At 38.2% G+C, this 13,474-nt stretch carries 12 protein-coding genes; all 12 read left to right on the top strand.

Features of this window, described 5'->3' with window-relative positions:
• Window positions 1-80: 80 nt before the first annotated feature.
• The 12 genes from S4054249_RS18555 (at window position 81) to S4054249_RS18500 (ending at window position 13,468) form a co-directional block, all read left to right on the top strand.
• Window positions 81-1,016 carry a methionyl-tRNA formyltransferase gene (locus tag S4054249_RS18555; RefSeq protein WP_046355701.1) on the top strand — a complete coding sequence of 312 codons (936 nt, stop codon included), beginning with the start codon at window positions 81-83 and terminating at the stop codon, window positions 1,014-1,016.
• Window positions 1,017-1,045: 29 nt separating this feature from the next.
• Complete coding sequence (locus S4054249_RS18550; protein ID WP_145925050.1) at window positions 1,046-2,305, top strand: glycosyltransferase; 1,260 nt, start codon at window positions 1,046-1,048, stop codon at window positions 2,303-2,305.
• Window positions 2,306-2,364: 59 nt separating this feature from the next.
• Entirely contained in the window at window positions 2,365-3,717 is a 1,353-nt protein-coding gene (locus S4054249_RS18545; protein WP_235611272.1) for an oligosaccharide flippase family protein, read from the top strand.
• 275 nt (window positions 3,718-3,992) lie between these two features.
• On the top strand, window positions 3,993-5,825 hold the full coding sequence (locus tag S4054249_RS18540; protein WP_046355698.1) for a glucosamine 6-phosphate synthetase: 1,833 nt from the start codon (window positions 3,993-3,995) through the stop codon (window positions 5,823-5,825).
• Between the two features lie 215 nt (window positions 5,826-6,040).
• On the top strand, window positions 6,041-7,117 hold the full coding sequence (locus S4054249_RS18535; protein WP_046355697.1) for a hypothetical protein: 1,077 nt from the start codon (window positions 6,041-6,043) through the stop codon (window positions 7,115-7,117).
• Window positions 7,118-7,162: 45 nt separating this feature from the next.
• A complete protein-coding gene (locus tag S4054249_RS18530) occupies window positions 7,163-8,311 on the top strand; it encodes a hypothetical protein (RefSeq protein WP_046355696.1) in 1,149 nt (382 codons plus the stop codon).
• A gap of 97 nt (window positions 8,312-8,408) precedes the next feature.
• Window positions 8,409-9,299, top strand: a complete 891-nt coding sequence (gene rfbA, locus S4054249_RS18525; RefSeq protein WP_046355695.1) for a glucose-1-phosphate thymidylyltransferase RfbA — start codon at window positions 8,409-8,411, stop codon at window positions 9,297-9,299.
• A complete protein-coding gene (gene rfbC, locus S4054249_RS18520; RefSeq protein WP_046355694.1) occupies window positions 9,296-9,841 on the top strand; it encodes a dTDP-4-dehydrorhamnose 3,5-epimerase in 546 nt (181 codons plus the stop codon). Before rfbA ends, rfbC begins: the two co-directional genes overlap by 4 nt.
• Before the next feature lie 14 nt (window positions 9,842-9,855).
• Window positions 9,856-10,923 carry a dTDP-glucose 4,6-dehydratase gene (rfbB, locus tag S4054249_RS18515; RefSeq protein ID WP_046355693.1) on the top strand — a complete coding sequence of 356 codons (1,068 nt, stop codon included), beginning with the start codon at window positions 9,856-9,858 and terminating at the stop codon, window positions 10,921-10,923.
• Complete coding sequence (rfbD, locus tag S4054249_RS18510) at window positions 10,923-11,777, top strand: dTDP-4-dehydrorhamnose reductase (protein ID WP_046355692.1); 855 nt, start codon at window positions 10,923-10,925, stop codon at window positions 11,775-11,777. Before rfbB ends, rfbD begins: the two co-directional genes overlap by 1 nt.
• Window positions 11,765-12,526, top strand: a complete 762-nt coding sequence (locus S4054249_RS18505; protein ID WP_046355691.1) for a glycosyltransferase family 2 protein — start codon at window positions 11,765-11,767, stop codon at window positions 12,524-12,526. Before rfbD ends, S4054249_RS18505 begins: the two co-directional genes overlap by 13 nt.
• Window positions 12,527-12,532: 6 nt before the next feature.
• Complete coding sequence (locus tag S4054249_RS18500) at window positions 12,533-13,468, top strand: UDP-glucose 4-epimerase family protein (protein ID WP_046355690.1); 936 nt, start codon at window positions 12,533-12,535, stop codon at window positions 13,466-13,468.
• Window positions 13,469-13,474 lie beyond the last annotated feature (6 nt).

Below are 13,474 nucleotides of genomic sequence, written 5' to 3'. Positions count from 1 at the left end.
ATTCATTGTTATTACGTCAATATATAAAAAGTCATTATGTCTTTATTTTTAATTTTTATGGGCACATTTGGAGTCAACTGTTGAGTAAGATAAATCGAGTTCTGTTTATAGGGAGTAAACAGCAGGGCCTAAGAGTATTAAAAACGATTTATGGCCTTTCACCAGAAGTGTTAGTTGGTGTTGTTACAATAGATGATCGAACAGATAGCAGAACTAATTATAAGCAGTTCGTAAATTTTTGTAATCAAGAGTCTATTGAACTAACAGTAGCTAATAACCGAAAAGAGTCGCAAGAGATATTTAGAAGTTATCAAGCTGATTTATGCATAGTTGCTGATTGGTATTGGTTGATTGACGAAAGTACTTTGAACTCAGTTCCCTTTGGCTTTATCGGTATACACAATTCTCTTCTACCTAAATACAGGGGGGGATCACCTCTTGTTTGGTCTGTTCTCAATAAAGATGAGTATGTTGGTTTCTCTGTGTTCACGTTAACTCCAGGAATGGATGATGGACCTATATGGGCACAGGGCCGCGTGAAGCTTCTCGAAGAAGATTATTTATCTACTATTAGGGAAAAAATCGAGAATAAAATTATCGATGTTTTGGAAGAAAACTATTTGGCTATCATTGACCGAAAGGTTAAACCATATGAGCAGCAGCACCACCTCGCAACATACTGTGCGCAGAGGTTCCCGACGGATGGTTTGATAGATTGGATGAAAAACGCACATGATGTTAGATGTTTGATCCGCGCCAGTGCTGAACCTAATCCTGGTGCGTATACCTATATACATGGCAAACAGCTAAAAATACTGAAAGCAGAGGTGTTTGATTGCACTTATTATGGTTCACCTGGGCAAGTTGCCAAAATTGACTCTGAACGCGTTTACGTTATCTGCGGAGAAAATACTGCAATTATACTTGAAGTTGTTGAATTTGAAGGTGAGAAGATGCACGCTTCACAAATTATTAAATCGATAAAGGTCAAGCTAGGTGTCAGCAACGACAGTTAACTTTTATTTTCTTGAATGACTGTTTTCGTTTGTTGAAGCAGTTTAACTTTCTAACTTTAAATGTTGATAATAATACTCAGTTAAAGCGGCATCAAAATACAGTTATGTCGTTTCTCGGCAAACTGTGTAGGTATGGATTTATGATAATAATACATTTTATTCAGCGACTTTTGCTTTATATGTCTTTTTTTGCTTCAAAAATATTTTTTGCTAAAACGAATAAAGAACAATGGGTTGTCGGCGTAGATGAAATATCAAGTATGATTAGCTTGTTGGGCAATGTTGTAGCTCCAGTGAAAACGGTTTCATTGAGTAAAAACCCCTATTACACATTGAAGTATGACTATCATATATCTTGTGAGAACAAGCTGCTGTCTTATGCAATTAGAGGTGTGTATGCGCCTATTTTGCTTGGGTACTTGGCAAATACTTCCGATAAATTTCTTTATGTGTGGAATACAGGATTTCTGTTTGATAGAGACTTTGAATTTAAATTTTTGAAATCTAAAGAAAAGAAGATTGTATGCATGTTTTTAGGAAATGACATCCGTGCCCCTAAATTAATGCTGGACTATTGTAAAGATAAAGGGCTAGATCATTTCGTCGACTATGTTGGTGCAGGAAACCCCTATTATCTATCTGATAAATTTTTGAATAAAAAGAAAAAAGCGGCTCAATCAGCAGATGCATACGCTGATGCTGTCTTTAACGCTCCTATCGATCAAATGTCATACTTAGAATGTAAGCAATATCCTTTGCCTTATATGTATAACAAAGACCTCATATCAAATAATAGCAGTAAGTTTGAAAACTTGAGTAAATTGAAAGTGCTCCATGCACCTTCAAGCCCCCTCTTAAAGGGAACTGGGTTGGTCAGAGCCGCTGTCAAAAAGCTTGAAATGAAAGGCTATGAGTTTGAATATGTTGAGTTGCAAAATGTCAGTAATGCAGAAGTGTTAGAGCATTTAAAAAGTTCTCACATTGTGCTAAATCAGTTTTACGCATTTTTACCTGGGGTGTTTGGAATTGAATCTATGGCAAATGGCTGTGCGGTATTGCAGTCAGCTAACCCTGAGATAGAAACAAGCTTACCTCAAAATGAAAGAGGAGCGTGGGTAGTAACAGGGTATTGGGAAATCTACGATAACCTCAAGTACTTACTAGACAACCCCAATGAAATTGAAAAAATTGCAAACAAGGGCGTTGATTATGTAAGGCGCTATCACACATATGAAGCAGCTTCTGAATATATTAAGTCTGTTCTAGCCGAAAATGGAATTGAGAGTTGATTAGGGGGTTACTTAAAGGAAGCTTGATATATCTGATTGGCGATATATTGGTAAAAGGAGTGCATCTGATCTCTTTACCAATAATCGTGAGTCAGTTATCGGCTGAACAGTTTGGTTTTTATGACTATATCCTGATGATAGCGGTTATAGTCAACACCCTAATAACGTTAGAAATAACGCAGGCAAGTGCGAGGTTTTATCCTGAGCTGACTGCTAAGAAAAGGCAGGAAGTTTACACGTCCACGGCTTTTTATTTTGTACTTACTGCATCATTACTGTTTATGGCCATTTGTAGTATTTATGCAGCAGACCTGTCTAGGTTATTGTTTTCAGAGAGTAAAGAATCGACGATATTAGTCGCTTTGGCGCATATCTCAGTAACGACTTTACTTCATCTGACACAGAGGCAGTTGAAGTGGGAATTAAACCCGAAAGGAAGTGTGACCGTCGGCTTTATAAATGCCTCTACTTTTTTAGTCGGCCTTACGTATTTTTCATACACAAACGAGATAACACTTGACACTTTGTTCCTCAGCTCTTCTATTGCAGCCTTCTTTGCTACGTTATTTTCTATATACAAATCAGAGAATTCGTACCGGTTTAAGGTTGATTTTGACGTTTTGAAAACGATGCTTCTTTTTTCATCGCCGTTAGTATTGAGCGGTATTGGAATGTATATAGCGGTCCATTTAGACCGTTTTGCCATTCTACACTTTTTGGATGCAGAGCAGCTGGGTTATTATTCATTTGCCAGTCGGTTTGCCTTAATTTCTATATTGGTAATGACATCGATACAAAGTTCTTTAACACCTTTAATTTATAAACATAGTAATGAGCCAACTACACCAGAAAAAGTTTCTTGTATCTTTAACTTATTTATGCCGGTATTTGTATTTGTAAGCGTCGGTGCATTATTGTTTTCCCCCGAGGTTGTTTGGTTGTTTGGTAGTGAAGAATATTACTCTGCGATCACTGTTTTACCGGTGCTGGTTATTGCTTCTTTAATTAACGGCATGTATATCTTTTTCCCCGGCCTATTTATAAAGAAGAAAACAAAGCTTATTTCAATCGTAACTTTGTCATCAGCTTTATTAAATGTCATTTTGAACTACTTGCTGATACCTGTTTGGGGCATTTTGGGTGCGGCGTATGCGACGCTGATTAGTTCAATATTACTGTTACTTTTATTTTATAAACTTGGAAATCAACATTATGAGATTTCATATAGTCTGAGCTCTGTAGTTATTATCACATTATCGTCTTTGATGGTGTGTTTTGTTAATCATGATGTTGTTGTAGTATCTCTTTCAGCTTTTATAGTTAAAGTTTTGATTGTTTTGGCGCTTTCTTTATGTCTATTTTATTACATAAAAAAGAATGGTTTGATGAAGGGGGTTGTTCGTGCTGGATAGAGCTACACATCTTCCAAGCGATGTCGCATGCTCAAATGAGCAACGAGGGTTTTAGCTTGCTTTGGCTACGCCAAAATTAAAAATGATTTATTGTTTTAAAATATAGGCTTTCATTTATGTAAGCCGCCGTCATTTTAAGGTTGAGAACACTTTTTGAGTTTCTCTTTTTATTGATTAAGAAAGTAGCTAGTGGACCTATATAAATTGTTATAGTTGTAAACTAGCTTCTATGTTGATTTTTGTTCAAATGTAATGTAGTCGCTGCGGGAGTAATTATGTGTGGAATTTTTGGAATAATTTCCGATAAAAATATAGATAAGGGACATATCGAGGTTTTGGCAAAACACTCAAGACAGCGAGGCCGAGACTCAAGTGGTTTGGTAAAGTTCGATGACAGCGGTTTTTCGACAGTACGTGCTGACTACGATATAAAAAAATTATTGAAACAAGTTAAGCTGAATAATAGCAAGCTAGCGCTTGGGCATAGTAGGCTAATTACCAATGGTTTAAGCGACAATCAGCCTGTTATGAGAGATGATATTATCGCAATCCACAACGGGATTATTGTCAACGATAATGAATTATGGCCTGAACTTTCTGTTGAGAGAAAACAACAAATTGACTCTGAAGTTATCATTGGGATCGCCCTTGAATGTTTAGATAATGGAGTCGCTTTAGAAGATATTCCGAAAGAGATCTTGAGCAAGTGTAAAGGTGTAGTGGCGAGTGCAATTTTATTTCCAAAGCTTGGAAAAGCTCTGCTCTTCTCAAACAATGGTAGCTTATATGTTTCTCAGTCAGGAAATACATGTTACTTCTCATCTGAAAGTTTCCCACTGACACTACTGGGCATGCCAAATGTTCGTAAAATAATTAACGAAGCTGTTGTTTTAGACATACCTAAAAGCGAAAGCATGGGCAGTGTTGTAGATCATCAATCAAGAAAATTAGATCTGGTCCCTGCGTTGTCTTTTAACAAAGAAAAAGAAGCGCTTCTTGAGTATGATGCTGAGCCGAATATTAAGCGTTGTACAAAATGCGTGCTTCCTGAAACAATGCCATTCATACATTTTGATGAAGAAGGTGTTTGTAACTATTGTAATTCATACAAACCTCGTAACCAGCCGAAACCAAAAGAGCAACTTTTTGAGTTAGTTGAACCATATAGAAGAAATGGTGCGCCGGATTGTATCGTTCCGTTTTCTGGTGGTCGTGACAGCTGCTATGGTTTACATCTTATCGTTAAAGAGCTGAAGATGAAGCCAATAACGTATACATATGACTGGGGTATGGTTACAGATCTTGGGCGTAGAAATATCAGTCGGATGTGTGCCGAATTAGGTGTAGAGAATATCATTGTTGCTGCAAATATTGACCAGAAAAGAAAGAATGTCGCGAAGAACTTAAAAGCATGGACTAAGTCGCCTCATCTTGGTTTGATGAGTTTACTCACAGCAGGTGACAAACACTTTTTTAGACACGTTGAGACGGTTAAGAAGCAAACGGGCATAAATATAAATTTATGGGGTGTTAACCCGCTTGAAGTAACACATTTTAAAACAGGGTTTTTGGGTATTGCTCCAGATTTTGAGGGCAAACATGTCTATACAAACGGCGTAATGAAGCAGCTTCATTACCAGAAAAAGCGTTTTGGTGCGATGATGGGCAGCCTAGATTATTTCAACGCATCTCTTTTCGACACTCTTTCTGGTGAATATTTCAGAAGCTTTACCAAGAAGCAAGATTACTTTCATTTGTTTGACTACTGGCGCTGGGACGAACAGCAAATAGATTCTACTCTGCTAGAACAGTATGATTGGGAAAAGGCGATAGATACACCTACAACGTGGCGAATCGGTGATGCTACGGCGGCATTTTATAATTATGTCTATTACACTGTAGCTGGATTTACAGAGCATGATACTTTCAGATCAAATCAGATAAGAGAAGGTGATATTACAAGGGAACAAGCTCTTGAATATATTAAAGAAGAGAATAAGCCTCGTTATCCAAATATTAAGTGGTACCTTGATGTCCTAGGTCTAGATTATGAAGAAGTGATCAAGGTTGTTAATTCTATGCCTAAGCTTTATTCAAATAATAACTAATAAGACTCGATGCTATGCCTTTAAAAGACAGCTGTATTGTTTATTTAACTTGGGGGGAGACCCCCCGTTCATATGGTGTTTTCGGGAATCAAGTCGTTGAGCAGTTTAAAAGAATTGCCAACCATTCTCGCGGGAAGTTTCATTTTATTTCAGGGGTACCTGTTATTCATAGTGGAATGGTCCGGGAGAAATGGAATTATCCCAAAGAAATCCAAATGATCAAGCAAAGGCTAGGTGATGTGATGTTTAGTCGCATCCCTGTCATTGCGCCTCAGACATTCGTGAATTCGAGCAGTAAAACATTTTCGTACTTTCATGGCATCTCCCACACGTTTTTGGCCAGAAAGTTTAGTAAAATTCAGCCTGACGTAGTGCACTGCCGTTCTTATCACGCTGCATGGGCCGCTTTAAAAGTAAAAGAACGATACCAGTTTGAATATAAAATAGTCTTTGATGGCAGGGATATGTGGCCTGAAGAAATGGCGCTTAAAAATAACTATGCTCAAAACTCATCTGATTACCTTTTTCTGAAAGGTATAGAAGGTGAGCTATTGAGTAAGTGCGAATTAAGCGTTGGCGTTTCAGATGAAATGTGCACACACTATCAAAAGTTGTCTGCTAAGAATGTGCAATGTGTGTATTTGAGTGCCGATACAGACACCTTTTCCTCTAGCTTTATGCGTGAAAAATATGATAGTGATGTGATTAGGTTTTGTTATGTTGGTGCTTTGGATGAAGGGGGCTGGCACAAAGTCTCTGAATTACATAAGTTGTATACTAAATTAAAAGAGCTATTTAAAAAAACGCATTTAACAATTGTTACAACCTCAGATCATGGGGCTATACGAGCAAAGTTTAATGATATTCCAGAAAGTGAAATGACACTAACTTCTTCAAGATCGAGAGAAGAGCTAGCAACTATTCTATCCACACAACATTTTGGACTGATGGCGTATTTTTCGCCAAAAAATAACCTGCATATTGCGTTAGGAAAGATACTGTTGGCGATTAAAACCGTAGAGTATTTATCAGCAGGGTTACCAATGATTTGTAATCAATATTGCGGTGGAGCATCCAGATTACTCAATGAGAATGACTTAGGGGTAAGCTACTCCCCAGAAGATATATCTTTGGAAAAAGAACGTATCCTTTCATTGTATAATTTGGAAAGTGGTGAAAGGTGTTTGGATTTTGCTCGTTGTAATTTCAATATGAATGAAAATGCAAAAAAATATTTATCTATTTACCAAGAGCTTCTAAAACCTTTAAGTGAAAATGCAGATGTTAAGTAGTGCATCTGTTTCTAAATCTATAGCGTTTAATGCAGGGTTTCTATAATGGTTACGTTAAGGTTTGTTTCCTATTCGTTTTTATGTGCAGTTTTATTTGTAATTTTGAGTGGTGCTTATAGAGCTGTATTGCCTTTTGGCGACGAACCTGATTTTGATGTTAGAGCACAACAGCTTGTTTTAGGCGAACACTCTATATGGTCGCCATATAATTGGTTTTCGTCATTATATTCACAGATGCAGTACTCCTCTTTTTGTAAAATTGAAGCAACAGCAACTTCTCCATCTGCAGATATAGATGAAATGTCGTGTACAGAGCAGTTTGAACAACGTGTTATCAGGTGGTTGTTGATGTTGTTTCTTTGCATTCCACTGATAATTTCGAGTGTGTTTTATCTGTTCAAAGAAGAGAGAGCCGATGATTTCGAAAGGAATTGTGTACTCGCTACCAGCTTAGTTTTCCCAGGAGTAATATATTATCTAGGTGTTTTTTCAATTGAACAGCTTACGCTTATTACTTCACTGCTTTGTTTTGTATTTTGGCGACACAAAACCATCCTGTTTTGCCTAATCTCTATTGTTTTGCTCTTAGATTTTGGAAATGGAATAGTAGTATTGCTTTTTGTTGCGATGCTTATATTTTACTCATATATACATAAGCAATTTGGACTGAAGTTTTGTGTTTATATGATGTTTGGTCAAGTTGTGCTCTGCTATGTTATAGGCTATAGCATCTTGGGTTATACACAAGGTTTCGCTCCTTTAGCTGAAAAATCGCAATCTATGTATCGCTTGCTGGAAAGTGGTGGTTTGGTAGAAAAGTACCCAGTTATACTGCGTCCAATAATTACTTATATGACATTAATATTTTTCACTCCTGCTTATCTAAAAGCACCTATTGTATACGCTATTTTTGGTTGTGCCTGCTTATTCATGGGGAGAAGAATTTATAGGACGCTGCAAGAGAAAAAGGTAGAGCAGTACGAAAAAATTGTGTTGCAATCAATGGTTGCAATCACACTTATAGTCTCTTTTGTGTTTTTCTTTCCTAATTATGCAAATGGTAAATATTACGTTTTTCTGATTCCATTCATAATTTATCCATTGTTTTTTGTCGTGCATAGAATTCGTTTGCTTTCATTCTTTCTTACAATGAATGTTCTTATTCTTATACATGTTATGTATTTTAGTTTGTGAGCAAGCTACACGATATACTATATATTGTTATAGTTACTTAATAATAATTTATTGCTTAGTTTTATAGAAAGCAATTAACTTAGGTTTGCAGAAATATATGAACTCGAAAATTAAGGGAATTATTCTCGCAGGTGGCAGTGGTACTCGCTTATACCCACTTACTAAGGTAGTAAGTAAACAGCTCATGCCTGTTTACGATAAGCCAATGGTCTATTACCCGATTAGTACCTTAATGTGTGCCGGCATCAAAGATATTTTAATTATTACAACACCTGAAGAACAAAGTCGTTTCGTTGATTTACTTGGTAATGGCAGTGACTGGGGTATCAATATTGAGTATACAGTACAGCCATCACCAGATGGACTTGCGCAAGCATTTTTGCTTGCAGAAGCGTTTCTTGATGGCGCCAATGCAGCGTTAGTGCTTGGTGATAATTTGTTTTATGGTCATGACCTTGTGAAATCGCTGCAAAATGCAGCTGCCCGACAAGAAGGTGGTACAGTATTTGGTTACCATGTTGCCAACCCTACTGCTTACGGTGTGGTTGAGTTTGATGAGCAAGGTAAGGCTATTTCTATAGAAGAAAAACCAACAGAGCCAAAGTCAAACTATGCAGTACCTGGCTTATACTTTTTTGACAGTAACGTCGTTGAGTATGCAAAAAATGTTAAGCCATCACCTCGTGGTGAACTAGAAATTACAGATGTGATCGAGCAGTATTTGAAGCAGGGTACGCTAAACGTAGAGATCATGGGACGAGGTACTGCATGGTTGGATACTGGGACTCATGATTCGCTGTTACAGGCTGCTCAATTTATTGAAACGCTTGAAAAGCGCCAAGGGCTGAAAGTCAACTGCCCAGAAGAAATTGCTTATCGAATGGGTTATATCAACGCTGAGCAGTTAAAAGCACTGGCTGAGCCATTGCGTAAAAGCGGTTATGGTGAATATTTACTTAATTTACTCAATCAAAAGGTTTTCTCGTGAAATTAACCAATACAAAAATAACAGATGTCAAAATCATAGAGCCACAAGTATTTGGTGACGAACGAGGTTTTTTTATGGAGACATTTCGCGAGTCATGGTTTCGTGAAAACGTAGCAGATGTCACATTCGTTCAGGATAATCATAGCAAATCGAGCAAAGGTATCTTGCGTGGTTTACATTTTCAAACCCAACAAACACAGGGTAAGTTAGTGCGTGTCACACAGGGCGAAGTATATGACGTTGCTGTTGATATGCGCAAAGAAAGCCCGACCTTTGGTCAGTGGGTTGGGGTTTTGTTGAATGAAGAAAATAAGCGCCAACTGTGGGTACCAGCGGGATTTGCTCATGGTTTTTATGTGACGAGTGATACTGCTGAGTTTGTTTATAAATGCACTGATTATTATGCACCAGAGTTTGAACAGAGTGTTTTATGGAGCGACCCGGAGCTGGCGATTGAGTGGCCAATATCGGAAAATGAGCAAGTAAAATTATCAGCCAAAGATGAAGCTGGATTGTTGTTTAAAAACGCAACTTACTTTTAATAACTGAGAATATGATGAGTAAAACAATTTTTGTAACAGGTGGTGCTGGTTTTATTGGTTCAGCACTTGTACGTTATTTAATTAACGAAACTGATAATACAGTTATTAATTTTGATAAATTGACTTATGCTGGCAATTTAGAATCACTTAAGTCAGTTGAAGGTAATGAACGCTATCACTTTGTGCAAGGTGATATTTGCGATCGTAGTTTGGTCGCGCACACGTTTGAAAAGTATCAGCCAGATTTCATCATGCATTTAGCTGCTGAGAGCCATGTAGATCGTTCAATCGATGGGCCAGGTGAGTTTATCCAAACAAATGTAGTTGGTACCTATGAATTACTTGAGGTTGCGCGTAGTTACTACAATAAGTTAGTAGATACTAAAAAAGCGAACTTTAGATTTCATCATATCTCAACCGATGAAGTATATGGCGATTTAGGTGAAACTGGATTGTTTACTGAGCAGACGCCTTACGAGCCCAGCTCTCCTTACTCTGCTTCTAAAGCCGCATCGGATCATCTAGTTCGAGCATGGCATCGTACTTATGACATGCCGGTTGTCATAACAAATTGTTCCAATAACTATGGCCCTTTCCATTTTCCTGAAAAGTTAATCCCGTTAGTGATTTTAAATGCGCTTGAAGGTAAATCTCTACCAATTTATGGAGATGGTAAGCAAGTACGTGATTGGCTATATGTAGAAGATCATGCTAAGGCCTTATATCGTGTTGTGAGTCAGGGCAAAGTCGGGGAAACTTATAATATTGGCGGTTTTAACGAAAAGCAAAACATTGAAGTTGTGACCACTATCTGTGATCACCTCAACAATCTGATCGCAGATAAGCCAAATGGCTTATCTGATTTTAAAGAGCTTATTACCTTCGTAAAAGATAGACCTGGACATGATGTTCGTTACGCAATTGACGCGAGTAAAATAAATAAAGAGCTTGGGTGGCATCCTGAAGAGACATTTGACTCTGGTATTTTAAAAACGGTGCAGTGGTATTTGGACAACCTTGAATGGTGCCAGCACGTACAGGATGGCAGTTACCAGCGCGAACGTTTGGGTGTAGAGAGCTAATGAAAACGCTTGTTATTGGTAAGAATGGTCAGGTTGCTCATGAACTATTGGCAACCTGTCCCGCGCAGATTACAGCTATTGCGTATGGTAGAAGTGATATAGATATATTAGACGTTACTTCAGTCCAAGCAGTAGTAGAGAAAGAACAGCCTGATGTGATTATTAATGCATCAGCATACACTGCGGTTGATAAAGCGGAATCTGATCAAGATTCTGCATTTGCCATTAATGGCGATGCGGTGGCTAACTTGGCACAAGTGGCTAAAAAGCAGGGCATTAGATTAATTCATATATCGACTGATTTTGTCTTTGATGGTCAACAGTCTAGGCCATACAAAACAGATGATACGCCGAATCCTATCAATATTTATGGTGCGTCAAAGTTAGCTGGGGAAAAGGCGATTCAAGAAATCTACCCTGAGAACTCTGCAATTGTTCGTACGTCATGGGTATACTCTTGTCATGGCAACAATTTTGTTAAGACGATGCTTAAGTTATTGGCTGAGAGAGAAGCGTTAAATGTTGTCTGTGATCAAGTGGGCAGCCCTACTTATGCCAAAGGGCTTGCTGAATATCTATGGAAATTAGTATCGATTGATACATTGGAGCCAATGCAGCACTACAGTGATTTAGGTGCCGCATCTTGGTATGATTTTGCTGTAGCAATTCAAGAGATAGGATTTGAGCAAGGTCTACTAAGTCAGAAGATCCCTGTGGCTCCGATCCCTGCTGTGAGTTATCCAACGCCAGCTCACAGACCCCAATTTAGCTTGTTAGAGAAGCCGCAATGTGGTGACTTATTACATTGGCGCACTGCGTTGAAAGGTATGCTGGAGAGTCTATGCAAAAGTTGATTGTAGGTATCGTTTCTCATGGCCATTACGATTATATTTCTAATAATACCGAACTAACTGAAATCGCGAAGTTAGATTATGTTGATGTGGTTGTAAAAGATAATATTGGGGATGATCGCTTGCGTGATTACTGTGATGCGCACAATTTCGATTATATCATAAGTTCATCTCCGCTTGGATTTGGTGATAATAACAATAGCATCTTTGATTATGCAACTGATCAACTTCATGCAAAAGGTGATGATTGGTTTATCATTTTCAATCCTGATGTCGAAATTACGTTACAAGACTTTAAGTTGTTGGCAAACGAATTGAATAAAGGGCAGAACCAATTCTATGCACCGAACTTATTTAAAGATACGCAATATACAGTGCCAGAAAATTCAATAAGGTACTTTGCAACGTATAAAGACTTGTTCAACCCATTCTTATTAAAGCCAATTAATAGGCCATATAAGAAAGATGAATTACAAGATCAACAAGCAGTCGATTGGGCATCTGGTGCATTTTTATGTATTCAGTTCAGTGCTTTTGAGGATGTTGGAGGTTTTGACTCCAAATACTTTATGTATTACGAGGATGTTGATCTTTGCTTCAGGCTTAAACAACAAAATCAGCCGCTTAAGTTTTTAAAAGGCGTTAAAGCAGTACATAAAGGTGAATATAAAAATCGTTCTGTTTTTTCTAAGCATTTTCGTTGGTACCTTAGTAGCCTTTTTAAATTTTTAGAGACACAAAGAGCGAGTTAGACGTTAATGGACAGGCTTTTAATTACAGGGTACTCCGGGTTTGTAGGGGGGCATTTGTTGAATGCGCTAGACGAGTCTTGCGAGATTAATTTACTTGGACGTTCGGCAGCGCCTAAATGTGATAAATATCTAGAAGCAAATATAGATCCTAGTTCTGATTATTCCTCGGTATTGCAATCAGTTGATGTGGTTGTACATATTGCTGCCCGTGTTCACGTCATGAGTGAGACCGCTGCAAACCCATTGGAAGAATTTAGAGAAGTGAATACTGCTGGCACACTTAATCTTGCGAAGCAGGCGGTAAAGGCGGGTGTGAAGCGCTTCGTATTTGTCAGCTCGATCAAGGTGAATGGAGAAAGCACCACAGGCAGAGCTGCGTTCAGTTCAACTGATAAGCCTGACCCAGAAGATCCCTATGGCATCTCTAAAGCAGAAGCAGAGTCACAATTATTAGCTTTGGGCAAAGAAACAGGCTTGCAAATCGTGATTATTCGACCTCCGCTAGTTTATGGTGAAGGCGTAAAGGCGAACTTTGCGTCGCTTATGGCATTAGTCAACAAAGGCTTGCCTCTTCCGTTTAGAGCGATAAATTGTAATAGACGTAGTTTAGTGTCGGTATATAACTTAGTTGACCTGATAAAAGTATGCATCACGCATCCAAAAGCTGTTGGTCAGATCTTCTTGGTGAGTGACGACGAAGATGTTTCTACGGCACAAATGGTTGCGATGATGGCAAAAGTGCAAGGAAAATCAAATTTTACTATCCCTATTCCTTTGTGGTGTTTTAGAATACTCGGCAAAATTTTGTCCAAAGAGCACGTAGTAGATAGGTTGATAGGTTCTTTGCAAGTAGACATCTCCCACACTAAAAATACATTAGGCTGGTGCCCGCCATACTCCATTGAGCATGGTTTTAAATTGGCATGTAAGCAGCAAAGATAGGATATT

Origin of the sequence: Pseudoalteromonas luteoviolacea (assembly GCF_001750165.1) — a bacterium.
In the GTDB taxonomy this organism is placed as follows: domain Bacteria; phylum Pseudomonadota; class Gammaproteobacteria; order Enterobacterales; family Alteromonadaceae; genus Pseudoalteromonas; species Pseudoalteromonas luteoviolacea_G.
Note: the sequence above shows the minus strand (reverse complement) of the source record. Positions and strands in the feature narration are given on the sequence as shown.